Below are 25,021 nucleotides of genomic sequence, written 5' to 3' on the forward strand. Positions count from 1 at the left end.
GCGGTGGACGGCGCCGCTTCACCTGATGCGGTGAAGCGGCACTTGGGGCGGCCGGGAGGCGGGTAGGGCACAGCCGATCCCGTGCGGGGGGACGGCGTCCGGGGACGGTTCCGGCCTTCCGCAGCCCCGGACCGAAAGGCCTGCCCCGACGTGACCCAGCCGTTCCGCCTGCCGGACTTCTACGTGCCGTACCCGGCGAGACTCAACCCGCACCTGGAGGCCGCCAGGGAGCACACCCGGCGGTGGGCCCGGGGCTTCGGGATGCTGGAGGGCTCCGGCGTCTGGACGCAGGAGGACCTCGACGCGCACGACTACGCGCTGCTGTGCTCCTACACCCACCCCGACTGCGGCGCCGACGCCCTGGAGCTCGTCACCGACTGGTACGTGTGGGTGTTCTTCTTCGACGACCACTTCCTGGAGGTGTACAAGCGCAGCGGGGACCGCGAGGGCGCGCGGGCGTACCTCGACGGACTGGCCGCGTTCATGCCGATGGACCTCGCGGACGGGTTCCCCGAGCCGGCCAACCCCGTCGAGGCGGGCCTCAGGGACCTGTGGCAGCGCACGGTCCCGGCGATGTCCGCGGCGTGGAGGGAACGGTTCGCCGAATCGACGCGGAACCTGCTGAACGAGTCGATGTGGGAGCTGCACAACATCGGCATGGGGCGGGTCGCGAACCCGCTGGAGTACATCGAGATGCGCCGCAAGGTCGGCGGGGCGCCCTGGTCGGCCGGGCTGGTCGAGTACGTGGCGGCGGAGGTCCCCGCCCGGGTGGCCCACGCGCGGCCGCTCCAGGTGCTCCGCGACGCCTTCTCGGATGCCGTGCACATCCGCAACGACATCTTCTCGTACCGGCGCGAGGTCGAGGAGGAGGGCGAACTCTCCAACGCGGTCCTGGTGTTGGAGACCTTCCTGGACTGCACCACGCAGGAGGCCGCCGACCTGGCCAACGACCTGCTGACGTCCCGGCTGGAGCAGTTCGAGTACACGGCCCTCGCGGAGGTGCCCGCGCTCGCCGCCCGCCACGGGCTCGGCCCCGACGAGGCCGCGGCCGTCCTGGCGTACGCGAAGGGCCTGCAGGACTGGCAGTCCGGCGGCCACGAGTGGCACATGGCCTCCAGCCGCTACATGAACGAGGAGGCGCGGCGCTCCGCCCCGCGGACCCTGCCGTTCCTGCCCGGCGGCCTCGGGACGGCGGCCCTGGACTGGCGCTCGGTCCTCACGCCCCGCTCGCTGGAGCTGCGCCGGCGCCGGTTCTCGCACGTGCCGTTCCGGAAGGTGGGGCGGCGGATCCTGCCGGACATCGACCTGCCGTTCGCGCTGTCCCTCAACCCGCACCTGGACCGGGCCCGCCGCGAACTCACAGCGTGGTGCCGGGTGGTGGGGATGCTCGAACCGCAGCCCGGCGACCCCGGCTCGGACGTCTGGACCGAGGACGTGCTGGCCGGCATGGACCTGGCGCTGTGCGCGGCGGGCATCGACCCGGACGCCGCGCCGGAGGCGCTGTCGCTGGGCGCGCAGTGGCTGGCCTGGGGCACGTACGGGGACGACTACTACCCGCGGGTGTTCGGCGCGGCGCGGGACCCCGGCGGCGCGCGGGCGGCTGCGGACCGGCTCGCCGCGATGATGCCGCCGGAGCCGGGGCAGGGCCCGGAGCCGCTCACCGCGCTGGAGCGCGGCCTGGCGGACCTGTGGGCGCGGACCGCGGCCGGTCTGGACGGGCAGGCGCGCGCGGGGTTCCGCCGCCACGTCGTCGCGATGCTGGACTCCTGGGTCTGGGAGATCGCGAACACGGCCGTGAACCGGGTGCCGGATCCGGTGGACTACGCGGAGATGCGCCGCTTCACCTTCGGCTCGGACCTGACGATGTTCCTGGCCCGGCTCGGCCGCGGGGACGGCACCGCCTTCCCGGAGGAGCTGCGCCGCGAGGGGGCGGTCCGCTCGCTGGAGAGCGCCGCCGCCGACGTCGGCTGCCTGGTCAACGACCTGTTCTCGTACCGGAAGGAGATCGAGTTCGAGGGCGAGGTGCACAACCACGTGCTCGTCGCGCAGCACTTCTTCGGCATCGACTACCCGCAGGCGGCCGCGATCGTCGCCGACCTGCTGGCGCAGCGCACCCGGGAGTTCGAGCACGTCCGCGACCACCAGCTGCCGGTGCTGTGCGACGACCGGGGGCTGGGGGCCGCGGAGCGGGCGGCGCTCGCCTCGTACGTGCGGGAGCTGGAGGACTGGATGGCGGCGATCCTCCACTGGCACCGCAGCGTGCGCCGTTACCGGGACGAGGAGCTGCGGCCTGGGCCCGCCGGGCTGCGGGCGCTCCTGGCGGGCCCCGGGTTCGGGATGGCGGCGGCGCGGATCTCCCTGCCGTCGTGAGCCGCGGCTACCGGGTCCCGGTCCAGTCGGCCGGGACCCGGCCGAGGCGGACGCGCTGCGGGTGGTCGCCGACGGGGACGGAGACCCGCTTCTCGCCGGTGGCGAAGTCGATGGCGGTGACGCGGTCGGAGCCGCTCTCGGAGATGACGCAGGCCGTGCCGTCGCCGCTGACGGTCGCCCAGTACGGCTTGTCGGCGGGGACGAGCGGCCCCTCGGCGAGGGTGGCCCGGTCCACGACGGTGGCGTAGTCGTCCATGGTGCCGGCGATGCACAGCTTCGCGCCGTCCGGGCTCATGGCCATGCCGTGGTGGCGGGAGTCGTTGACCCAGGCCGTGCGGTCGGCGGGGGTCTTCGGGTTCTTCGGGAGGGTCTTGACGCGGGTGATGCGGTCGGCGGCGACGTCGTACTCGGCGAAGCCGTTGAAGAAGGAGACCTGGAAGTACAGCATCGACTCGTCCGGGGTGAAGGCGTTCGGCCGGATCGAGTCGGACAGGTCGGAGCGGCCGGCGGCGTCGAGGCGTTCGCGCATGTCGACGGTGCGGACGGTGCGGAAGGTCTGCGCGTCCACGACGGTGAACTTCCGGTCGCCCTTGGTCCAGTCGAGCCAGGGCGCGTCCAGGGCGGTGTTGACCTCGCCGATGGAGGCGTTCCAGATCAGCCGGCCGTCGCGGGAGAAGGTGTTCTCGTGCGGCTTGTCGCCGGTGGCGAACGAGCCGACCTGGCGGCCGGTCGCGATGTCGAGGACGTGGACGGTGTTCGAGGTGGACGCGGACACCGCGACCCGGGTGCCGTCGGGCGAGACGGCCATGTGGTCGGAGCGGTAGCCGGAGACGGGGAAGCGCCAGTTGATGCGGCCGGTGCGCAGGTCGAGGGAGACGACGTCGGCGAAGCTCGGGCGGGAGACGACCACGGCGGAGCCGTCGGGGGTGGTGTACATGTCGTCGACGAGCTGGTCGTGGCCCTCGCCGGCGCTGTGCCGGATCCCGAGGAAGAAGGCGAGCTTCACCGGGTTGAGGTAGATCTCCCGGAGGCGCTCCTCCTTGTCGGGGACGACGTTGATGCGGCCGATGCGCTCCATGCCCCCGGTGGAGGCGAGGACGTCGGCGGTGCCCTCCCAGTTGTTGCCGACGAAGAGCACCTCGCGCAGCCCGGCCGCATCGGGTGCGGCAGGCCGGGCCGAGGCGGGCGCGGGGGGTGCGGCGGGCGCGGGTGCGGCGGCCGCCGCGAGCGCCGCGGCGGCGAGCACGCCGCCGGCGAGGAGCGTGCGGACGGGCGTACGGGCAGTGCGGGCGGTCCGGGGCATCGCTCAACTCCCAGGCGGAAAGGCGCTGTTACCGGCCGGTAAAACTAGGGGGGAGCCCAGCAGGGCGCAACCCTCGCGGCACGCCCTTTTTCCGTACGGCCCGCCCGTCAGGCCACCGAGCCGATGCGCCGGGCCGCGGTGGCCGGGGCGTCGGGGTGGATGGGGATGTGGGCGCCGGTCAGTGCGGCCCCGGAGCCGCCCCGCCGGTTGGCGACGATCTCGGCGGCGATGGACAGGGCGGTCTCCTCCGGGGAGCGGGCGCCGAGGTCCAGGCCGATCGGGGAGCGCAGGCGGGCCAGTTCGAGCTCGGTGACGCCGACGTCGCGCAGCCGCCGGTTGCGGTCCTCGTGGGTCCTGCGGGAGCCCATGGCGCCGACGTAGGCGACGGGCAGGCGCAGGGCGAGGCGCAGCAGCGGCACGTCGAACTTGGCGTCGTGGGTGAGGACGCACAGCACGGTCCGGCCGTCGGTCTCCGTGCGCTCCAGGTAGCGGTGGGGCCAGTCGACGGCGATCTCGTCGGCCTCGGGGAAGCGCTGCTTCGTCGCGAAGACGGGCCGCGCGTCGCACAGCGTCACGTGGTAGCCGAGGAACTTGCCGATCCGCACGAGGGCGGACGCGAAGTCGATGGCCCCGAAGACGATCATCCGCGGGGGCGGGACGCTGGACTCGACGAGCACCTTGAGCGGCTCGCCGCACAGCCGGCCGTCGGCGCCGACCTCCAGGACGCCGGTCTTCCCCGCGTCGAGCAGGGCGCGGGCCTCCTCGGCGACCATGCGGTCCAGTTCGGGGTGGCCGCCGAAGCCGCCGAGGAAGCGGTCCCCGCGGTCCTCGCCGTCCTCGCCGTCCTCACCGAGGACGAGCACGGCGCTGCCCTTCAGTTCCTGCGGCCCTTCGGCGATGCGGGCGACGGCGGCCGCCCCGCCGCGGGCGGCGGCGGCCAGCGCGGCCTCGTAGACCTGCCGCCCGGGGGTGCCGGCGCGGACCGGGGTCACGAGGATGTCGATGATTCCGCCGCAGGTCAGGCCCACGGCGAACGCGTCGTCGTCGCTGTATCCGAAGCGCTCCAGGACGGTCTCGCCGTCCTGGAGCGCCTGCACGCACAGGTCGTACACCGCGCCCTCCACGCACCCGCCGGAGACCGAGCCGACGGCCGTCCCCGCCTCGTCGACGGCGAGGGCCGCCCCGGGCTGCCGGGGCGCGCTGCCGGTGACCGCCACGACGGTGGCGACGGCGAAGTCGCGCCCTTGCTCGACCCACCGGTTCAGCTCTTCGGCGATGTCCAGCATGGAGGCCTCCTGGAGGGGGTTCGGTTCCAGTATCGGATGCGTGGAGGACCGGGGGCGGGGCCCGCGTCAGTGGACGCCGAGCCAGCCCTCGATCGGGTCGAGCGCGAAGAACACCACGAAGATCGCGGTGAGCGCCCACATGAACGCGCCGATCTCGCGGGCCTTGCCCTGCGCGACCTTGATGGCGACGTGCGAGATGACACCGGCGGCGACACCGGCCGTGATCGTGTACGTGAACGGCATGATCACGACGGTGAGGAAGACCGGCACGGCGGTGGCGGCGTCCGCCCAGTCCACGTGGCGGGCGTTCTGCATCATCATGGCGCCGATCACCACGAGCGCGGCCGAGGCGACCTCGCCGGGGACGATCTGCGTGATCGGGGTGAAGAAGATGCACAGGGCGAAGAAGAGGCCGGTGACGACCGAGGCCAGGCCCGTGCGGGCGCCCTCGCCGACGCCGGTGGCGGACTCGACGAACACGGTCTGGCCGCTGCCGCCCGCGACGCCGCCGATGGCGCCGCCGGCGCCGTCGATGAAGAGGGCCTTGGACAGGCCCGGCATGCGGCCCTTGTCGTCGGCCAGCTTGGCCTCGGTGCCGACGCCGATGATGGTGGCCATCGCGTCGAAGAAGCCGGCCAGCACCAGCGTGAAGACGATCATGCCGACGGTCATCGCGCCGACCTCGCCCCAGCCGCCGAACTCGACCTCCCCGAAGAGCGAGAAGTCCGGCAGGGAGACCGCCGAGCCGTTCAGCTCCGGCGGGCCGCTGGCCCAGGCCTTCGGGTCGATGTCGGCGATCGCGTTCAGGACGACCGCGAGCACGGTGCCGACGCCGATGCCGATGAGGATCGCGCCGGGGACCTTGCGGGCCTGCAGCATGAAGATGAGCAGGAGGGTGACGGAGAAGAGCAGGACCGGCCAGCCGGCCAGCTCGCCCGTCGGGCCGAGGGTGACGGGGCCGCCGCCGGGGGCGGGGTTCTCGTGCACGAACCCGGCCTTCACCAGGCCGATGAGTGCGACGAAGAGGCCGATGCCCATGGTGATCGCGTGCTTGAGGGCCAGCGGGATCGCATTCATGATCATCTCACGGAGGCCGGTGACGACCAGGAGACAGATCACGACGCCGTACATGACGCACATGCCCATGGCCTGCGGCCAGGTCATCTGCGGGGCGACCTGCGAGGCGAGCACGCCGGACACGGAGAGGCCGGCGGCCAGCGCGAGGGGCACCTTGCCGACGAAGCCCATGAGCAGGGTGGTCACGGCCGCGGCGAACGCGGTCGCCGTGATCAGGGCCTTCTGGCTCATGGTGTCCCCGGCGGCGTCCTTGCCGGAGAGGATCAGGGGGTTGAGCAGGAGGATGTACGCCATCGCCATGAACGTCGTGACGCCGCCACGAATCTCGTTGCCGACGCTGGACCCTCTATGGGTGATGTGGAAGTACCGGTCGAGCCAAGAACGCCCGGCGGGAGTGCGAGAGCCGTCGCCGGCCTCTTCCGCGGTGGTCTTGGGCTCCACAGACGATTGGGTCATGGTGCCTAAACTCCCAAGGTTCAAAGGGGCACCCGCACCTGGAATGCCAGGCGATCTGCGGGATTTGGGAAATGCCGTTCGGCTGCACGACCCGGGGTGACGGCCCGAGGCGACGCGAATTGCACTGCGTGTACTGCGGGTACTGCGGGGGTTCTGCGGTACTGGTGGTTCCGGTGGCGGCGCCGGGGTGCCGGTGCCGCCGGTTCCTGCGTGGGGGTACGGCCGGGGACGTGCCGCGAGCGGTGCGGCGGGCGTCCCGGACTTCCTTGGCTCCGGGCGGTGCGGCGGGGCGCGGGCCCTGCTGCCGCGCCGCCCGGAGAGTTCGCGGTCCGGGGGCCTCGCGGCCCCCGGAGGACGCCGTCCTACAGGGTGCCGGTGAGGGCCTCCGGGCGGATCGGCGTCTTGGTGAGCTCCAGGCCGGTCGCCGCCCGGATCGCCGCGAGGACGGCCGGGGTGGACGACAGGGTCGGGGCCTCGCCGAGCCCGCGCAGGCCGTACGGCGCGTTCGGGTCGGCGAGCTCCAGGTAGTCGACCGGGATGCTCGGGGTGTCGAGGATCGTCGGGATCAGGTAGTCCGTGAAGGAGGGGTTGCGCACCTTCGCGGTCTTCGGGTCGACGATGATCTCCTCCATCACCGCGACGCCGAGGCCCTGGGTGGTGCCGCCCTGGATCTGGCCGACGACGGAGAGCGGGTTGAGGGCCTTGCCGACGTCCTGGGCGCAGGCCAGCTCGACGACCTTGACGAGGCCGAGCTCGGTGTCCACCTCGACCACCGCGCGGTGCGCGGCGAAGGTGTACTGGACGTGGCCGTCGCCCTGGCCGGTGACCAGGTCGAAGGCGGCCGTCGGACGGTGGCGGAACTCCAGCTCCAGGTCGATGGGCTCCTCGCCCTCCAGCAGCTCCGCGATGTCCGCGAGGACCTCGCCGCCGTCGGTGACGACCTTGCCGCCCTCCAGGAGCAGCTCGGCGGTGGCCCACGCGGGGTGGTAGGAGCCGTTCTTCCGGCGGCCGATCTCCAGGACCTTCTCGCGGACGGCCTCGCAGGTGTTCTTCACCGCGCCGCCGGTCATGTACGTCTGCCGGGAGGCGGAGGTGGAGCCGGCGGAGCCGACCTGGGTGTCGGCGGGGTGGATCGTCACGTGGGTGACGCCCAGCTCCGTGCGGGCGATCTGGGCGTGGACGGTGACGCCGCCCTGGCCGACCTCCGCCATGGCGGTGTGGACCATGGCGACGGCCTCGCCGCCGATGACCTCCAGGCGCACGCGGGCGGTGGAGTAGTCGTCGAAGCCCTCGGAGAAGCCGACGTTCTTGATGCCGACCGCGTAGCCGACGCCGCGGACGACGCCCTCGCCGTGGGTGGTGTTCGACAGGCCGCCGGGCAGCGCGCGGACGTCCGCGCCCTCGCCGGCGGTCTCCCACTGGCGCTCCGGCGGCAGCGGGCGGGCCTTGACCCGGCGCAGCAGCTCGGCGACCGGGGCCGGGGAGTCCACGACCTGCCCGGTCGGCATGACCGTGCCCTGCTCCATGGCGTTGAGCTGCCGGAACTCGACCGGGTCCATGCCCAGCTTCGCCGCGAGCCGGTCCATCTGGGCCTCGTACGCGAAGCAGGCCTGGACGGCGCCGAAGCCGCGCATGGCACCGCAGGGCGGGTTGTTCGTGTAGAGGGCGATGGCCTCGATGTCGACGTCGTCGACGACGTACGGGCCGACGGAGAGCGAGGAGGCGTTGCCGACGACGGCCGGGGAGGCCGACGCGTAGGCGCCGCCGTCCAGGACGATCCGGCACTTCATGTGCGTGAGCTTGCCGTCCTTGGTGGCGCCGTGCTCGTAGTACAGCTTGGCCGGGTGGCGGTGCACGTGGCCGAAGAAGGACTCGAACCGGTTGTAGACCATCTTGACCGGCTTGTTCGTGGCGAGGGCGAGCAGGCAGGCGTGGATCTGCATGGAGATGTCCTCGCGGCCGCCGAAGGCGCCGCCGACGCCGGACAGCGTCATGCGGACCTTCTCCTCGGGCAGGCCGAGGACGGGGGCGATCTGCCGGAGGTCGGAGTGCAGCCACTGGGTGGCGACGTACAGGTCGACGCCGCCGTCCTCCCCGGGTACGGCGAGGCCGGACTCGGGGCCGAGGAACGCCTGGTCCTGCATGCCGAAGGTGTACTCGCCCTCGACGATGACGTCGGCGCGCTTGCGGGCCTCCTCCACGTTGCCGCGGACGATGGGCTGGCGGTGCACGATGTTCGGGTGCGGGACGTGCCCGGCGTGGTGGTCGTCGCGGCCCTCGTGGAGGAGCGGCGCGCCGGGGGCGAGGGCGGAGGCCTCGTCGGTGACGAGCGGCAGCTCCCGGTAGTCCACCTTGATCTTGGCGGCGGCCCGGCGGGCCGTCTCCGGGTGGTCGGCGGCGACGAGGGCGACCGGCTCGCCGTGGTGGCGTACCCGGCCGTTGGCGAGGACGGGGGTGTCCTGGATCTCCAGGCCGTAGTTCTTCACCTCGGTCGGCAGGTCCGCGTAGGTGAGGACCGAGTAGACGCCGGGCAGGGCCAGCGCCTCGGAGATGTCGATGCCGGCGATCTCGGCGTGCGCGACGGGGCTGCGCAGGGTCTGGCCCCACAGCATGTCCTCGTGCCACATGTCGGAGGAGTACGCGAACTCGCCGGTGACCTTGAGGGTGCCGTCGGGGCGGAGCGTGGACTCGCCGATGCCGCCCTGGCTGTGCTTCTGGGAGACGTTCGTCGGCGTGCCGGACGGAGTGGTGCGGGTGTTGGCCATGGTCAGACCGCCTCTCCCTGGCGGGCGGCCGCCAGGCGGACCGCGTCGAGGATCTTCTCGTAGCCCGTGCAGCGGCAGAGGTTGCCGGACAGGGCCTCGCGGATGTCCTGGTCGGTCGGGTCCGGGTTCTGCTCCAGCAGGGCGTCGGCCTGGACCAGCAGGCCCGGGGTGCAGAAGCCGCACTGGACGGCGCCGGCGTCGATGAACGCCTGCTGGATGCCGGACAGCTCCACGCCCTCGCCGGTCTGCGAGTCGGTGCCCTTCGCGGACCAGCGCTGCGCCTCGTCCGTGGACACGCCGGCCGCGCCGCCGCAGGCGCCGGTGCCGCAGGCCCCGCCGTGGCCGTGCTCCCCGCGCTTGCGGGCGAAGTCGGCCAGGCCCTCGACGGTCACGACGTCGCGGCCCTCGACCTGGCCGGCGGCGACGAGACAGGAGCAGACGGGCACGCCGTCGAGGCGTACGGTGCAGGATCCGCACTCGCCCTGCTCGCAGGCGTTCTTCGAGCCGGGCAGGCCCAGGCGCTCACGCAGGACGTACAGGAGGGACTCGCCCTCCCAGACGTCGTCGGCCTGCTGCGGACGACCGTTGACAGTGAAATTGACGCGCATGGTTACGCAGCCCCTTCGAGCGGGCGGCCGTTCGAGCCGCGGTACTGCTCCCACGTCCAGACGAGCTGGCGGCGAGCCATGATGCCGACCGCGTGCCGGCGGTACTTCGCCGTGCCGCGGACGTCGTCGATCGGGTTGCAGGCGCCGGAGGCGAGCTCACCGAACTGCTTGGCGATCGACGGGGTGATGACCTTGCCGCTGTCCCAGAAGCCGCCCTCCTCCAGGGCGGCGTTCAGGAACTCCTCGGCGGCCTTCGCCCGGATGGGCGTGGGCGCGGCCGAGCCGATGCCCGTCCGCACGGTGCGGGTCTCGGGGTGCAGCGCGAGGCCGAAGGCGCACACGGCGATGACCATCGCGTTGCGGGTGCCGACCTTGGAGTACTGCTGCGGACCGGTGGCGTTCTTGACGTGGATCGCCTTGATGAGCTCGTCGGGGGCGAGCGCGTTGCGCTTGACGCCGGTGTAGAACTCGTCGATCGGAATCATGCGGGTGCCGCGGACGGACTCGACCTCGACCTCGGCGCCGGCGGCGAGGAGGGCGGGGTGGGAGTCGCCCGCGGGAGAGGCGCAGCCCAGGTTGCCGCCGACGCCGCCGCGGTTGCGGATCTGCGGGGAGGCGACCGTGTGCGAGGCGAGCGCGAGCCCGGGGAGCGTCTCGCGCAGGTTCTCCATGATGTGCGTGTACGGGACGGAGGCGCCGACCCTGGTGACCTCCTCGCCTACCTCCCACTCCCGCAGCAGTTCGATGCGGTTCAGGTCGAGGAGGTACTCCGGACGGCGGTGGTCGAAGTTGATCTCGACCATGATGTCGGTGCCACCCGCAATCGGCACGGCTGTGGGGTACTCGGCCTTGGCGGCGAGTGCCTCCTCCCAGCCGGCGGGGCGAAGGAAGTCCATGTGCGGCTCTCTTCTTGTAATCGGGTCGTTCGCTTGGGGGCCAGGAGGCCGAAGGGCCCTCGACTGGTCGTTCACTTGCTGTTAACGCGGTGTGGAGTCAGTACACAAGCCGCGCGTCCCTGCGGTGCAGTCACCGAAACCATGAAGGAGTTGGCTGGCGGCCTCCCTCGTCTTGTAGATTCGTATGAAAGGCAGGATGCACTGACCTGCCCGATTTCCGACGGCAACATTCGAGACAGATCGGCGGCGACACCATGCGGCTGCGCGCACTGCTGGAAACCGAGGCGCTGGGGCTGCGGCTGCTGGGCGGCGAGGACGAACTCGACCGGACGGTCCGCGGCGTCATGACGACGGACCTGAGGGATCCCAGCCGGTACCTCACCGGGGGCGAACTCGTCCTGACGGGCCTGGCGTGGCGAAGAAATTCAGCCGACTCCGAGCCGTTCGTACGAATCCTCGCGAGCGCGGGCGTCGCCGGCCTCGCCGCGGGCGAGGCGGAGCTGGGCGACATCCCCGACGACCTCGTCGCCGCCTGCCGGCACCACCGGCTCCCGCTGTTCGCGGTGAACGAGGACGTTGCATTCGCCACCATCACGGAGTACGTGGTGCGGCAGGTCTCCGGCGAGCGCGCCGGCGACCTCGCGGCCGTCGTCGACCGCCACCGCCGGCTGATGACCTCCGGTCCCGCGGGCGGCGGCCCCGACGTGGTGCTCGATCTGCTCACCACCGACCTCGATCTGCGCGCGTGGGTGCTCTCCCCCACGGGCCGGCAGATCGCCGGAGCGGGAGAGCCCCTGCCGCCGGGCATCTGTGCGGCCCTGGCCGGCGAGCACCTCGCGGCGGTCCGCACCGGGCGCAGGGGCCCGCACCGGATCTCCCTCCAGGGTATTGCCTACTCGCTGTTCCCGATCAGGGGAGCGGGCCGCGCCCCGGGCGGCCCGGGCGGCCGCGACGTGCGCGAGAGCGTGCTGTCGGACTGGCTGCTGGCCGTCGAGGCCGACGCGGGCGACTGGCCGGCGGAGCGGCTCGACCTGCTCCAGGGCGTCACCCAGCTGATCGCCGTCGAGCGGGACCGGCGCGACGCCGCCCGCACGGTGCGCCGCCGCCTGGCCCAGGAGGTGCTGGAGCTCGTCCAGACGGGCGCCCCGCCCGCCGAGATCGCCGCGCGCCTGCGCGTCGCGGCCCCGGTGCTGCTGCCGGGGCTCGGCGCGGCCCCGCACTGGCAGGTCGTCGTGGCCCGGGTGGACTGGGAGGGCGGCGACATCCCCGGCGGGCCGGTGGCGCAGTCGCTGCTGGAGGAGATCCTCGTCGACCCGTCCGTGTCCGGGCCGGAGCCCTCGGACCGCATCGCGGTCGCCCACACCGGCGACGAGGCCATCGCCCTCGTGCCGCTGCCCGCGCAGACCGGGGAGGGCGCGGAGGACAAGGCCCCGCAGGCCGCCCTGCACGCCGACGAGCTCCTCGCGACCGTACGGGAGCCACTGCGCGCGGGCCTCGCCGACGACGGCCGCCTCACCCTCGGCGTCAGCGCCGCCGTGCACTCCGCCGAGGGGCTGCGCGGCGCGCTGGAGGAGGCCCGGCACGCCCGGCGGGTCGCCGCCGCGCGCCCCGGCCGGGTCTGCGCGGCAGGCCACCACGAGCTCGCCTCGCACGTGCTGCTGCTGCCGTTCGTCCCGGACGACGTGCGCCGCGCGTTCACGGCGCGCCTGCTGGACCCGCTGCGGGACTACGACCGCCGCCACCGCGCGGAGCTGATCCCGACGCTGGAGGCGTTCCTGGACTGCGACGGTTCGTGGACGCGCTGCGCGACGCGGCTGCACCTGCACGTCAACACGCTGCGCTACCGGGTCGGGCGAATCGAGCAGTTGACGTCCCGCGACCTGTCCCGGCTGGAGGACAAGCTCGACTTCTTCCTCGCACTGCGCATGAGCTGAGGCGTTCCGCAGGGCCGGTTGTTCCGTGGGGGATGCACGGTTCTGACGAGGTGTCCGGACTTTGTGAAAGAGTTCACCCGACCCCTTGGCCGAACCTGCCGATCCGTGCTCTCATTTCGCCCCAGGGCTCGAAGACGTGCTGCTTGGTTGCTTTGGGGAGGGCAATGTGGCGGACACCGCCATGTCCGGTGCCGGAACGACCGGGGGGGACGACCCCCTCCAGCGGGCGATATGGCGGCTGCGCTCACGCGGCTGCTGGACGGACGCGGCGGCCCTGCTGACCGCGCACCAGGAGGACGCCGGAGCCGCCGTGCAGCGGACCGCGCTGCTGGTCGAGCGGTGCCTGTTCACCGGCCAGGGCTGGGCGGAGGCGGAGGACGCGCTGCGCGTCGCGGAGGCGGTGGCCGGGGACGACGACGAGCGCGGCGCGGCGGCCTGCGAGCGCGGCCACCTGGCGTACGCGGCCACGGTCCTCGGGGTGCGCGACCGCTCCGACGAGGCCCGCTCGGCGCTGGGCCGGGCGGCCGCCCTGCTGTCCCCGGGATCCCGCACCCGCCCGCTGCTGGACTTCCGCCGGGGCCTGGTCGCCGAGCACCTGGCGGACGCCCCCCAGTCGGCCCGCCCGGCCTACCGCCGCGCCCACGCGGGGGCCGCGGCCAACGGGGACACGCTGCTGCTGTCGTTCACCTGGCGGCACCTGGCCGCGCTGGCCCTGCGCGACGGGGAGGTCGCGGAGGCCCGCAAGGGCTTCGCGGAGTCGCTCCGCATCCGCGAGGAGCTGGGCTTCCTCGTCGGCACCGCGCCGGCCCTGGCGGCACTCGCGGAGGCCGAGCCGGAACCGGAGGCGAGCCGGCTGCGCGCCGAGGCGCACCGCCTGTTCCACCTCCTGGGCGGCATCCCCACGTGGCTGGCGGACCAGCTCCACCCGAGGCCGTCCCTTCCGGATCCCGCCTGATCCGATCCCGCCTGATCCGATCCCGCCCGCCCGGATCCCGCCCGGCCGGGACGATCCGGCAGGCTCAGGCGGCGGATCCGGCGAAGTGCTCCCGCACCAGCGTCTCCACGGCCGCCAGCTCACCGGCGACCAGTGCCTCCAGCAGAGCCGCGTGCTCGGCCGCGTCGGCGACGAGATCGGCGCGCCGCACCCGGGGCGCCCCGGGCAGCGGCCACTGGGAGCGGCGGTGCAGCTCCTCCGCGACCTGGACGAGCTGCTCGTTGCCCGCGAGGCCGAGGACCTGCCGGTGGAAGGCACGGTCGGCCTCGGCGTAGCGGGCCGGGTCCCCGGCCGCGGCGGCGTCGGCGGTGGCGGCGGCCGCCGGCCGCAGGGCCGCCCAGGCCTCCGGGGCGACGGTCCGCGCCAGCCGCAGCATGACGGGCACCTCCAGCAGCGCCCGCACCTCGGCCAGCTCGGCCAGGGCCCGCGGGGTCCGCGACAGCACCCGGAAGCCCCGATTCGGCAGGCACTCCACGGCCCCTTCCAGGGCCAGCTGCTGCATCGCCTCGCGGACCGGCGTCGCGGACACGCCGAAACGGTCCGCCAGCGCGGGGCCGGAGTAGATTCCGCCGGGCTCCAGCTCGCCGTCGACCAGGGCGGCGCGCAGCGCCTCCAGTACCTGCGCCCGTACGGAATGGCGCAGCACCTTCTGCGTCGGGATCAGCGCCGACACCCCTGCGTGGGCCGCCTCGTGCACTCGGTCCTCCTGTGGGTCTCGGCCTCTCGGGAGAATAGTTGAGATCGGCCCGGAAAAGGGCATACAAACCCACCACCTTCAGCTAAGGTAAGGCTTACCTTTGTCCGCCTTGCCTGAATCGGTGATCCGCCATGTCCGCGCCCGCCCCTGTCGCCACTTCCCCCCTGGCGGGCGCGTACGCACGGCTGACGGAGGCATACGAAGGCCTCCGGGTCGTCGAGCGCGCCGCGCACGATCCCGCCCCCCGCGGTGTGGGGTGGATCGGCGCGGACGAGCTCGCGGCGGGCGGCCCCGCCGCGGAGGCCTACCTGGCGTGGGACAAGGCGCAGATCATGCGGGACTACGGCCGCGAGGCCCGACCCGACGTGGTCGCCACGTTCGGCCTGCACCGCTACGCCTGGCCCGCCTGTCTGCTGATCACCGTCCCCTGGTTCCTGCACCGCCGCGTGCCGCGGCTCCAGGAGGTCGCGTACCACAGGACCGGCGGAATCATGAGCGTGCACACGCCATCCTTCGCCTGCCTGCCGACCGATCCGGCGGCAGGCCTCCCCGGGGCCCGGGTCGTGCCCGACGGGGAGGCCCTGCGGGCCGAGGTGCGCGCTGCGGTGGCGCAGCACCTCGAACCGCTCCTGGAGGCCTTCGGTCCGCGCATGCGGCGCAGGCGGCGCGCCCTGTGGGGCATGGCGACGGACGACGTCGTGGCGAGCCTGTGGTACGTGGGCCGGATGCTGGACGAGGAGGACCGGGCGATCGCCGAGCTGGAGGCGCTCCTGCCCGGCTCGACCGCCCCGTACGCCGGCGGCGCGGGCTTCCGTACGCTCACGGCGCCGGACGGGGCCCGCATGCCGACACGGGACCGCGCGAGCTGCTGCCTCTTCTACACGATCCGCCCGAAGGACACGTGCGTCACGTGCCCGCGCACTTCCGACGAGGACCGCATCGCCCGCCTCGCGGCGCGCACGGCGGCGTAACGTTCCGCCCCGCCGGCACGGAATCCGCCCGCGCCGCCCGGAGCGGCGGGCGCCGCTCCCACCCGCCCGACCGCCTCCGCTCGAACACAACTCCCGATATCCATACGGCAGTTCGAGTCACAACACCCTATCCGGCGGGCCACGGCCCCCGATGGCGTCCACTTGCTCCGAAACCCGCGTGCGAAGCAGATCCCCTGCGCCACCATGGCCCCGGTAGGCCGCATAAGCGAAGCAAGGGACACCGCATGAGACTGACCGACATATCGCTGGACTGGCTGCTGCCCGGCAGCCTGTTGATCCTGGGCGTACTTGCGGCAGTTGCGGTACTGGCCCGGGGCAAGCGCGAGGGCGAGAAGGCCGCGGCGGAGGACTCCTGGGAGCGCAGCGAGGAGCGCCGGCGCCGCAAGGAGGCCGTCTACGGGACCGCTTCCTACGTCCTGCTCTTCTGCTGTGCGGCGGTCGCGGCCGCTCTCTCCTTCCACGGGCTGGTCGGCTTCGGCCGGCAGAACCTGAGCCTCTCGGGCGGCTGGGAGTACCTGGTCCCGTTCGGCCTGGACGGCGCCGCGATGTTCTGCTCGGTCCTCGCCGTCCGCGAGGCGAGCCATGGCGACGCCGCGCTGGGTTCGCGCATGCTGGTGTGGCTGTTCGCCGGAGCGGCGGCCTGGTTCAACTGGGTGCACGCGCCCCGCGGGATCGGCCACGACGGCGCTCCGCAGTTCTTCGCCGGCATGTCGCTGTCCGCGGCGGTCCTCTTCGACCGGGCCCTGAAGCAGACCCGCAGGGCGGCCTTGCGCGAACAGGGCCTGATCCCGCGCCCGCTGCCGCAGATCCGCATGGTCCGCTGGCTGCGCGCCCCCCGGGAGACCTTCGGCGCGTGGTCCCTCATGCTCCTCGAAGGCGTCCGCACGCTCGACGAGGCCGTCGACGAGGTGCGCGAGGACCGGCGGGAGAAGGAAGCGGACCGGCACCGCAGGCGCGACCAGAACCGCCTGAACAAGGCGCGCCTGAAGGCCCTGGGCCGGCAGAACCGCACGCCCCTCTTCGGCCGCTCCCGCGGCCGGCAGGTCGACATGGCGGGGCTCACCTCCGCCGCGGGCTCCGCGCCGGTCGGCGCGGAGCCGGCCATAGCGGAACACGGACAACTGCCCGCTCCGCCCCGACGCCCCTCCCTGCAGGCCGTAAGCACTGAGGTGACAGGCCCCCGGACGGTCGACCTGACCGCCGAGGACGACACCCAGACCCTCCCCCGACTCGACTCCCTGGAACGCAAACTCAAGGACCTGGAACAGCAGTTCGGCTGACAGCTCCTGCCTCCGAGGGCCCGCCCCACCAGGCGGGCCCTTCCCCGTGCCGTCAGGCGGTGTCCACGAGCTCGAACCACACGACCTTGCCCCGGCCGGTACCGGTCTCCACTCCCCAGGCGGCAGCCAGCGCCTCCACGAGCGCCAGCCCCCTCCCGTGCGTTGCGTCGTCGACGACCGGTACGTACGGCCTGGGCCGCCCCGGGGCCCCGTCCCCGACCTCGACCCGCAGCCGCCCCCCGGCAAGCCGCACCGTCACCTCGGCGCCGTACTCCGTGTGCACGAGGGCGTTGGTGACCAGCTCGGTGGCCAGCAGCTCGGCGGTCTCGACGGCTTCGGCCCGACACCGCCGCCGCATCAACTCCCTCAAGTCCTTCCTGACTTCGGCCACACCCTTGAGATCCGCGCGCCGCAGACTCCGTGTCACCTCCGCAACGGGCAGGGCCGACGCCGACAGGTCCTCCCTCTCGGCCGGCTCCCGCGGCACGGGCCGCCCCCTGCGCCACTGCTTCCCGGCCTTAGCGCCCACCTGCACGGCGACCTCCCCCGCGTCCCCTTGCATCTCGAACAGGTCTCGGAATGCATTCCCTCCGCTACCCACCGCACTCCTACGGCCTCAGCCGCAGACCCGGCCCCCACCACGATTCAAGCCACCGGAGGCCCCCTCCCCTTCCGGGCCTTCAAGCCGCCCGCGACCCCCGACCCGCGCCATTCCGGTCACCGCTCCCGACCCCCTCCCCTACGGGACCGACAGGTCACCGAACCGAGCGCACCCTCCCACCCCGGCCCCGCCCGTCCGAAAACAACCGCCCTCGCCCGCGCCCCGCCCTGCCGGGCAAACCCGTTTCGCCAGTCGCCCCGTACTGCCCGAGGGGGTGAAAGCTGCTACACGTTTCCTAGTCATTGATAGTCACCTCTAGTCGGCTGTCTTGCGTACGTTGGTCTTGTGAAGCTTTCGGAGTGGGCCCGTCAGCAGGGCGTGAGCTACCAGACCGCTTGGCGGTGGGTGAGGGACGGGAAGATGCCCGTGCCGGTCCGCCAGGCGCCGTCCGGGACGTGGCTGGTCGATGAGCCCGCTCCGGCCGCCGTCGCGGAGGCGGGGCGGGTGGTCGCGTACTGCCGTGTCTCGTCCGCCGACCAGAAAGCAGACCTTGACCGGCAGACGGCCCGGGTCGTGGCCGGCGCGAACGGGCTGGGCCTGGCCGTCGCCGAGGTCGTCGCCGAGGTCGACTCGGGGCTGAACGGCCGGCGCCGGAAGTTGCACCGGGTGCTGTCCGACCCGCAGGCGGCGGTGATCGTGGTCGAGCACCGCGACCGGCTGGCCCACTTCGGTGTCGAGCACCTCGAAGCGGTCCTGTCGGCGTCCGGGCGGCGTCTGGTCGTCCTCGACCCCACCGAGACCACCGAGACCGCCGATGACCTCGTAGGGGACATCACCGAGGTGCTCACGTCGACGTGCGTGCGCCTGTACGGGCGGCGGGCGGCGAAGAACCGGGCCGCTCGCGCGGTGGCCGTGGCGACCGGCGAGGACGCCGGGTGAAGAAGTTCCGCCCGCAGCCCGGGTTCGTGGTGCAGGCGTTTCGGTTCGCCCTGGACCCGAACGCCTCCCAGGAGGCCGCGTTGCGTTCGCACTGCGGTGCCGCGCGGGCCGCGTACAACTGGGCTGTGGGCTGGGTGACGGCGTCGTGGTGGCAGCGCCGCGCGGAGGAGACCTACGGGATCCCCGAGGAGTCGCTGACCGAGTGGCGGCCGTGGTCGCTTCCGTCGCTGCGGAAGGCGTTCAACGAGGCCAAGCACACCGACCCCCGGTTCGCCGGGTGGTGGGAGGGGAACTCCAAGGAGGCGTACTCCACCGGGCTGGCGAACGCGTCGTCCGCGTTCGACAACTACGCGAAGTCGAAGAACGGCAAGCGGAAGGGCGCCCGGATGGGCGTCCCCCGGTTCAAGCCGAAGCGGAAGGCGCGTCTTGCCTGCCGGTTCACCACGGGCACCATCCGTGTGGACGCCGACGGCTGGCACGTCACCCTCCCCCGCCTCGGGACGATCCGCACCCACGAGCCGACGGTGAAGCTCCTCGGCCGCGTCCAGGCCGGGACAGCCCGGATCCTGTCCGCGGCCGTGCGGCACGAGCGCGGACGCTGGTTCGCCTCGTTCCAGGTCGAGGTCAAGCGCGACATCGTGCGCGTGGCTCGCCCGGATGTGGCGGTCGGCATCGACCTCGGTGTGAAGGCCCTCGCCGTGATGGCCGACTCGACGGGCGAGATCCGCACCGTCGCGAACCCGGGCCACTACGACGCCGCCCGCGCGCAGCTGCGCCGCGCCTCCCGGACCGTGTCCCGGCGTCAGGGCCCCGACCGGCGCACCGGGCAGAAGCCGTCCCGCCGCTGGGAGAAGGCCAACGCGGCCCGCAACCGCGTGCACCACCGGGTGGCGAACCTCCGCGAGGACGCCCTGCACAAGCTCACCACCGCCGTGGCCGCCGAGTACGGCACCGTCGTGGTCGAAGACCTCAACGTCGCCGGAATGCTCCGCAACCGGCGTCTGGCCCGCCGCATCGCCGATGCCGGGTTCGGGGAGATCCGCCGCCTGCTCACCTACAAGACCGGCCAGCGCCACGCCACCCGCCTTGTGGTCGCGAACCGCTGGTACCCCTCCTCGAAGACCTGTTCCGGGTGCGGCGCGGTGAAAGCCAAGCTGCCGCTGCACGTCCGGACCTTCGAGTGCGACGCCTGCCACCTGGTCATCGACCGGGACGACAACGCCGCGCTCAACCTCGCCGCCCTCGCGGCGGCCTGCACCACTGGTACCGGAGTGGCCGGAGACCAGGACACCAGCGTGGTGGTGTCGAAGCCTCGTGGAGCCGACCGCAAGACCCGCGCCACCCGCCCCCGCCGCAAGGCGGAGGCGGGGCGGGCAGGTGGCGCAACCCTGCCGCACCAGCGGCAGACAGAAACGAGAGACCGTACTCAAGCCGAAGCCCTCACGCTTTGGTGACGAGACGGACCTTCCGGGCCGAAATGCCCGGAATGCTGAGAGCTGCTGAGGCTCAAAGCAACGGGAGGAAATCTCCCGCACCGCGAGGACCGCGCCCGCGGTGTCCGGCGCCGCGGGCGGGCTCGCCTCACCCCTCCCAGACCGCCGCGGCCGTGCGGTCGTCGGCGTACCCCTTGACGCGTAGCTGCGTATCGGCGAGGAAGGCCGCCAGGCCCGGCGGCTCGGGGTCGGACCAGCGGGCGGCGAGTTCGGCGGGGAGCAGCCCCTCCTCCCGCAGCGGGTCGGCGAAGCCGCCGGAGCAGAGCAGCAGGGTGTCCCCGGGCCGTGCGACGGCGGCCCGGAACCGGAACACCGGCCCGGCATCCGAGCCCGGCTCGGGATCGGCACCGGCCGCCTCGTCGTGCTCAAGGTCCTCCCACGCCCCGCCCCGCAGCCGGAAGACGCCGCCGGAGCCCGCACCGAAGCAGACGCGGGTCCGGCACTCGGGGTCGATCGGCAGCAGGAGGGCGCGCAGCCCGGCCGTGTACGCCTCCTCGGAATGCCCGAGTTCGGCGGCGCGGGCCCGCAGCCGGCCGTACCCGCGGTCGGTGAGCCGCTGGAGGCCCGAGCGGAGGGCGTCCCGCCGGCCTGAGCGGATGTCGTCGGCGAGACGGGGCCGGCTCCGGCCGACGGCCGCGCCGATCCAGTGGCACAGCTCTGCGGCCGCCTCGGCCGCCCCGGCGGCGGCCCGGTCGCCGCCGGCGAGGGCGACGAGCACGAGCGCGTCGTCGCCGGTGCCGAAGCGGGCGGTGAGCAGGAAGTCCCGGCGGGCCTCGCCGCGGTAGCGGGCGGAGTCCCCGCGCACGGAGGCGGCCCGCAGCGTGCACACACCGTGCCGGGCACCCTCCAGGACGGTGTCGGGGACGAGGTCCTCCAGCGCCCCTGGATCGGCGAGCGGCAGCGCCCCCGGCTCCGGGGCGTACGTCGGCGCACGGTCGCCGAGGTGCCGCACGGTGGGCCTGTCGGGGTGGACCGCGCCGACGTCGGCAGCGCCCGGCGCGGCCGGGGCACCGGGCGCGGCGGCAACGGGCCCGGCGGTACCGGATGCGCGGTCCTCCACCCGAGGCGCGGCCGCAGGCGGCGCCACCCGCGGCGGCGACGGCGGCGGAGGGGTCGGCACGGGAGGCACGGTGACATCCCCCAGCCCGTATCCGGTGCTCCCGCTCTCCCGCGGATCCCGCGGCCGAAGCGGGTCGGGCGCGGCACCCCCCGGAGAGCCGGCCGGCGGCGGCCCGGCCGGCGGCGCTGGTGGCGGAGGCGGTGGCGGCCCGAACGCCGCCGGACCCTCCCCCGGCGGGACGGCCGGCGGGGGGGCAACCGGCGCCGAGCCCGCACCCGGCGGTCCCGGCGGCGGGGCGAACCACCCGCCCGGCGAGCCCGCCCCGGGGCCGGAAGCCCCAGACGGCGGCGCGGGTGACGGCGACGGTGACGGCGACGGCGCGCCTCCGGGCGGCCCGACGGGCGCGGCGGGTGCCGCCGCCGGCCCGCCGGCCGGCCCCTCCCTCCGCGGCGCCGGAACCTGGCCCCCGTGCCCGGCGGCGGTCGGAGCCGAGGGCGGCGCAGGAGGCGGCGGCGGGACGGGACTGCGCGGCGGCGGGAAGTTTGGGGGCGGCGGCCCGGCGGGCCTGCGGTCCTGCGTCGGCACCGCCGGCGGGACCTCCGTATGCACCGCTGCGGGCCCTTGGCCGGCCGCCGGCGGAGACGCCGGGGACACGAGGTCGGCCGCGGCCCGGAACCGGGACTCCAGGGTGTCGGCCCGCGCGGCGTCCGCCGCCGCCTCCCCGCTGCCGGGTCCGGGGTCCGCTCCCGCGTCGGGTTCCCCGTACAGCTTCTGCCACCAGTCGTCCGCACCCCGCTGACTCATGCGGCTATTCTCGGCGCGCCCCCGCCCCGGAAAACGCGGAACTCACGAAATGAGTAGGACCCGCACCGCCCCAGGACGGAGCGGTACACGCCCCTCCGACCGTCCGCCGGCCCGCACCCCGAGCACACCCGCACCCCCTGCACACGCCGCTTCCTCCCGGCGGCCCTTGTCACAGGGGGAGCGCATCCGGTGATGATGTCCGCGGCGGGTTTGCGCCGTGGCCGCTTCCCGCCGGCCGGCTGCGGCCGGCCGACCGAGCCGCCACGCAGCAGGAGGGGTGGACCGTGGGCGAACGGTGGGGGTGGACGGGTTGCTGAGTGCGATCGGCCTGGACGAGGGGCAGGAGTCGGCGTACCGCGCACTGGTGGCGTTGGGGGCGGCGGAGGTGCCGGATCTGGCGCACCGGCTGGCGCTCCCGGTGCCGCAGACGGAGCGGGCGCTGCGCCATCTGGAGAGGCACGGCCTGGCCGCGCAGGCCTCGGCCCGACCGGGCCGCTGGGTGGCGGCTCCGCCGGCGGTGGCGCTCGGGGCGCTGCTGTCGCGGCAGCGGCAGGAGCTGGAGGAGGCGGAGCTGGCGGCGGAGCTGCTGGCGCAGGAGTACCGGGCGGAGCCGGCCGAGCCGACGGTGCACGACCTGGTGGAGGTGGTGACGGGGGCGAGCGCGGTCGCGCACCGCTTCCGCCAGCTCCAGGCGGGCGCGGAGCGGGAGGTGTGCGCGCTGGTCAGCGCCCGCCCGCAGGTGGTGGCCGCGGGGGACAACCCGGAGGAGGAGCGGGCGGCGGTGCGCGGGGTGGGGTACCGGGTGGTGATCGAGCGGGAGGTGCTCGGCCTGCCGTCGGGGATCCGCGAGGCGTCGACCGCGTTGGCGCGCGGCGAGCTGGTGCGGGTGACGGAGCGGGTGCCGACGCGGCTCGTCATCGCGGACGGGACTCTGGCGATGGTGCCGCTGACAGGACGGGGGGCGGAGCCGACGGTGCTGATGGTGCACGCGTCGGGGCTGCTGGAGTCGCTGACGGGGCTGTTCGAGGCGGTGTGGCGGGAGGCGATGCCGCTGCGGCTGGGCCCGGCGGGCTCCCCCCAGGAGTCGGTGGAGGTGCCGGACTCCACGGACCTGGAGATCCTCACGCTGCTCCTCGCCGGGATGACGGACGCGAGCGTGGCCAAGCACCTGGAGCTGGGGCTGCGGACGGTGCAGCGGCGTGTGAAGGGGCTGATGGAGCTGGCCGGTGTCACGACCCGGCTCCAGCTGGGCTGGCACGCGCACGAGCGGGGCTGGGTGGCCCGCTAGCAGCCGGTCGGGCACGCTGGGCAGATGGATCTGCCGCAGCTGCTCCTGGTGGGGCTGGTGCTGCTGCTCGGGACGGTGGGGGTGATGGTTCCGGGCGTACCCGGGACGTGGCTGGTGTGGGCGGGGGTGCTGTGGTGGGCGCTGCACGAGCGGTCGGCGGTGGCGTGGTGGCTGCTGGTCGCGTCGACGGCGCTGCTGCTGGTGGTGCAGGTGGTGATGTGGCAGCTGCCGCCGCGGCGGGTGCGGGCGGTCGGGGTGACCCGCCGGATGGCGGTGTACGCGGGGGCGGGGGCGCTGCTCGGCTTCGTCGTGCTGCCGGTGGTGGGAGCGGTTCCGGGGTTCGTCGGCGGGATCTACCTGTGCGAGCGGCTGCGGCTCGGCTCGCACGGCGAGGCGTGGGCGTCGGTACGGGCGGTCATGCGGTCGGTGGGGACGAGCGTGCTGGTGGAGCTGCTGGCGTGCCTGATGGTGCTGGGCGCGTGGACGGGCACGGTCCTGGCGGGCTGACCGGCGCGGCGCCGCGACCCGGGACCGGCCGGCCGGGCCGCGGCCTCCGACTGCGAGTCCGCGGCCGGGCGCCACCGACCGCCTGGGGGCGGTCCGCCGGTTCACTTTCCGGGCCATCGCCGCTTCCGGTGCCGTGGGCGACGACGGGTGGGCGGCGTTCCCCGCACACGGCTACACCCGCCGCAACGCCCTGGAGGTCGCCCTCGGCATCGGCGCGTACCGGTGTCGACGCTCGCCGACCGCATGAACGGCGCGACGCAGAGGCACCGGCAGGCAGACGCCGGAGCCCCGCCCCTGAAACCTGCCGGACCGGGGGCGGGGCTCCGGACGGGGAGCCCCCGTCAGCCGCGGCCGCCGCGCTTGGCGGCGTAGTTGGCGCGGCCCTCGGCCGACTTCAGGCGCCAGTCGCGGCGGATTTCGGCCCGCAGGCGGGCGTCCGTCTTGGCCACGATCCGCTGGTTCTCCCGCAGCAGCTTGCGGTAGCTCTCCAGGCGGCGTTCCGGCAGAGTCCCCTCCGCCACGGCCGCGGTCACGGCACAGCCGGGCTCCGACTCGTGGGCGCAGTCGTGGAAGCGGCACTCGGCGGCGTACTCCTCGATCTCGGAGAACACCTGCCCGACGCCCGCCTCCGCGTCCCACAGGCCGACGCCGCGCAGGCCGGGGGTGTCGATGAGGACGCCCCCGCCGGGCAGCGCGAGGAGGTTGCGGGTGGTGGTCGTGTGGCGGCCCTTGCCGTCGACGTCCCGGGTCGCCCGGACGTCCATGACGTCCGCGCCGAGGAGCGCGTTGGCCAGGGTGGACTTGCCGGCGCCGGAGATGCCGAGCAGCACGCTCGTACCGTCGGCGACGACCGCCGCGAGGACGTCCATGCCCTCGCCGGTCAGCGAGGACACCGTCAGGACCTGCACGCCGGGCGCCGCGGCCTCGACGTCCTGGACCAGGTACGCCAGGGTGGCCGGGTCCGGGACGAGGTCCGCCTTGGTGAGCACGACGAGCGGCTGCGCACCCGATTCCCAGGCCAGGGCCAGGAACCGCTCGATGCGGCCGAGGTCGAGTTCGACGGCCAGCGAGACGGCGATGATCGCGTGGTCGACGTTGGCGGCGAGGATCTGCCCCTCGGACCGCTGCGAGGAGGTCGAGCGCACGAACGCGGTCCGGCGCGGCAGGTACGCCTTCACGTAGCGCGGGTTGCCGGACGGCTCCACCGCCGCCCAGTCGCCGGTGCAGATGACCCGCAGCGGGTCGTGCGGGGTGACGAAGGCGGTGTCTGCACGCACGGTGCCGTCCGCGGTGACGACGTCGCACTGGCCGCGGTCGACGCGTACGACCCGCCCGGGCAGCAGGCCCTGCTCGGCGTACGGGGCGAACTCGGCGGCCCATGCGTCGTCCCAGCCGAGCGCGGCGAGCGCGGGCGCCGACGACAGAGCGGAGGGAGAAAAAGAGGAAGAAGAGGAAGCTGAGGCAGAAGAGAGAGACAAGGGGGACCCTTCGGAGGGTGGCCCCGGCCGCGCGGGCCCGTCGGGCGCGCGAAGAGTGAGAGGTGTCGGGTCAGCCGGAGACCACGGAAGCGGCATTGACGGTCTGGTGGGTGCGGGCAGCACCGAGCGCAGCGACAGTCATCAATGAACTCACCTCCGGGTCGGGACGAAACGGCCGTGGTCCGCGGCGGAC

At 73.9% G+C, this 25,021-nt stretch carries 19 protein-coding genes; 9 read left to right on the forward strand and 10 right to left on the reverse strand.

The window, feature by feature from the left end; genetic code table 11:
• Positions 1 to 150 precede the first annotated feature (150 nt).
• Complete coding sequence (locus MUK52_RS06075) at positions 151 to 2,370, forward strand: terpene synthase family protein (RefSeq protein ID WP_114054841.1); 2,220 nt, start codon at positions 151 to 153, stop codon at positions 2,368 to 2,370.
• A 7-nt stretch (positions 2,371 to 2,377) separates the two neighbouring features.
• On the opposite strand, the gene MUK52_RS06080 is transcribed toward MUK52_RS06075, so the two are convergent.
• The 6 genes from MUK52_RS06080 to MUK52_RS06105 form a co-directional block, all read right to left on the reverse strand.
• On the reverse strand, positions 2,378 to 3,673 hold the full coding sequence (locus tag MUK52_RS06080) for a YncE family protein (RefSeq protein WP_284574973.1): 1,296 nt from the start codon (positions 3,671 to 3,673) through the stop codon (positions 2,378 to 2,380).
• Between the two features lie 107 nt (positions 3,674 to 3,780).
• Complete coding sequence (locus MUK52_RS06085; protein ID WP_284574974.1) at positions 3,781 to 4,959, reverse strand: XdhC family protein; 1,179 nt, start codon at positions 4,957 to 4,959, stop codon at positions 3,781 to 3,783.
• Between the two features lie 66 nt (positions 4,960 to 5,025).
• Complete coding sequence (locus MUK52_RS06090; protein ID WP_284574975.1) at positions 5,026 to 6,492, reverse strand: NCS2 family permease; 1,467 nt, start codon at positions 6,490 to 6,492, stop codon at positions 5,026 to 5,028.
• A 362-nt stretch (positions 6,493 to 6,854) separates the two neighbouring features.
• Positions 6,855 to 9,257 (reverse strand): xanthine dehydrogenase subunit D, encoded by a 2,403-nt coding sequence (gene pucD / locus MUK52_RS06095; protein ID WP_284574976.1) that lies wholly within the window; start codon positions 9,255 to 9,257, stop codon positions 6,855 to 6,857.
• Positions 9,258 to 9,259: 2 nt separating this feature from the next.
• Positions 9,260 to 9,865 (reverse strand): (2Fe-2S)-binding protein, encoded by a 606-nt coding sequence (locus MUK52_RS06100; protein WP_114054836.1) that lies wholly within the window; start codon positions 9,863 to 9,865, stop codon positions 9,260 to 9,262.
• Between the two features lie 2 nt (positions 9,866 to 9,867).
• Complete coding sequence (locus tag MUK52_RS06105) at positions 9,868 to 10,761, reverse strand: FAD binding domain-containing protein (protein WP_114054835.1); 894 nt, start codon at positions 10,759 to 10,761, stop codon at positions 9,868 to 9,870.
• Positions 10,762 to 11,015: 254 nt separating this feature from the next.
• Here MUK52_RS06105 and MUK52_RS06110 point away from each other — a divergent pair, with 254 nt between their 5' ends.
• On the forward strand, positions 11,016 to 12,695 hold the full coding sequence (locus MUK52_RS06110; protein WP_114054834.1) for a PucR family transcriptional regulator: 1,680 nt from the start codon (positions 11,016 to 11,018) through the stop codon (positions 12,693 to 12,695).
• Between the two features lie 166 nt (positions 12,696 to 12,861).
• On the forward strand, positions 12,862 to 13,650 hold the full coding sequence (locus MUK52_RS06115; RefSeq protein ID WP_114054833.1) for a hypothetical protein: 789 nt from the start codon (positions 12,862 to 12,864) through the stop codon (positions 13,648 to 13,650).
• Positions 13,651 to 13,714: 64 nt separating this feature from the next.
• Here the strand turns inward: MUK52_RS06115 and MUK52_RS06120 are convergent, their stop codons facing one another.
• The gene (locus MUK52_RS06120; protein WP_114054832.1) at positions 13,715 to 14,449 is read right to left on the reverse strand and encodes a GntR family transcriptional regulator; all 735 of its coding nucleotides are present in this window, start codon (positions 14,447 to 14,449) and stop codon (positions 13,715 to 13,717) included.
• A 68-nt stretch (positions 14,450 to 14,517) separates the two neighbouring features.
• On the opposite strand from MUK52_RS06120, the gene MUK52_RS06125 reads away from it, so the two are divergent.
• A complete protein-coding gene (locus MUK52_RS06125) occupies positions 14,518 to 15,357 on the forward strand; it encodes a (2Fe-2S)-binding protein (protein ID WP_284574977.1) in 840 nt (279 codons plus the stop codon).
• 245 nt (positions 15,358 to 15,602) lie between these two features.
• A complete protein-coding gene (locus MUK52_RS06130) occupies positions 15,603 to 16,658 on the forward strand; it encodes a DUF2637 domain-containing protein (protein ID WP_114054830.1) in 1,056 nt (351 codons plus the stop codon).
• A 52-nt stretch (positions 16,659 to 16,710) separates the two neighbouring features.
• Here the strand turns inward: MUK52_RS06130 and MUK52_RS06135 are convergent, their stop codons facing one another.
• Positions 16,711 to 17,016, reverse strand: a complete 306-nt coding sequence (locus MUK52_RS06135; RefSeq protein ID WP_472913508.1) for an ATP-binding protein — start codon at positions 17,014 to 17,016, stop codon at positions 16,711 to 16,713.
• A gap of 588 nt (positions 17,017 to 17,604) precedes the next feature.
• On the opposite strand from MUK52_RS06135, the gene MUK52_RS06140 reads away from it, so the two are divergent.
• Both MUK52_RS06140 and tnpB read left to right on the forward strand, forming a co-directional pair.
• Entirely contained in the window at positions 17,605 to 18,198 is a 594-nt protein-coding gene (locus MUK52_RS06140; RefSeq protein ID WP_284574978.1) for an IS607 family transposase, read from the forward strand.
• Complete coding sequence (gene tnpB / locus MUK52_RS06145) at positions 18,195 to 19,652, forward strand: IS607 family element RNA-guided endonuclease TnpB (protein WP_284574979.1); 1,458 nt, start codon at positions 18,195 to 18,197, stop codon at positions 19,650 to 19,652. The genes MUK52_RS06140 and tnpB overlap by 4 nt, the downstream gene beginning before the upstream one ends.
• A 127-nt stretch (positions 19,653 to 19,779) precedes the next feature.
• On the opposite strand, the gene MUK52_RS06150 is transcribed toward tnpB, so the two are convergent.
• Positions 19,780 to 20,811, reverse strand: a complete 1,032-nt coding sequence (locus tag MUK52_RS06150) for a protein phosphatase 2C domain-containing protein (protein ID WP_281277913.1) — start codon at positions 20,809 to 20,811, stop codon at positions 19,780 to 19,782.
• A 1,054-nt stretch (positions 20,812 to 21,865) separates the two neighbouring features.
• Between MUK52_RS06150 and MUK52_RS06155 the strand changes: the two genes are divergently transcribed.
• Together MUK52_RS06155 and MUK52_RS06160 are read left to right on the forward strand one after the other, a co-directional pair.
• Positions 21,866 to 22,843: a helix-turn-helix domain-containing protein gene (locus MUK52_RS06155; protein ID WP_284581664.1), complete on the forward strand. Its 978-nt coding sequence runs from the start codon at positions 21,866 to 21,868 to the stop codon at positions 22,841 to 22,843.
• Between the two features lie 24 nt (positions 22,844 to 22,867).
• Positions 22,868 to 23,350: a DUF456 domain-containing protein gene (locus MUK52_RS06160; RefSeq protein ID WP_284574980.1), complete on the forward strand. Its 483-nt coding sequence runs from the start codon at positions 22,868 to 22,870 to the stop codon at positions 23,348 to 23,350.
• A gap of 341 nt (positions 23,351 to 23,691) precedes the next feature.
• On the opposite strand, the gene rsgA is transcribed toward MUK52_RS06160, so the two are convergent.
• Positions 23,692 to 24,828: a ribosome small subunit-dependent GTPase A gene (gene rsgA, locus MUK52_RS06165; protein ID WP_284574981.1), complete on the reverse strand. Its 1,137-nt coding sequence runs from the start codon at positions 24,826 to 24,828 to the stop codon at positions 23,692 to 23,694.
• Positions 24,829 to 25,021: the final 193 nt, after the last annotated feature.

This window comes from Streptomyces sp. 2P-4, assembly GCF_030167965.1.
GTDB lineage: Bacteria > Actinomycetota > Actinomycetes > Streptomycetales > Streptomycetaceae > Streptomyces > Streptomyces globosus_A.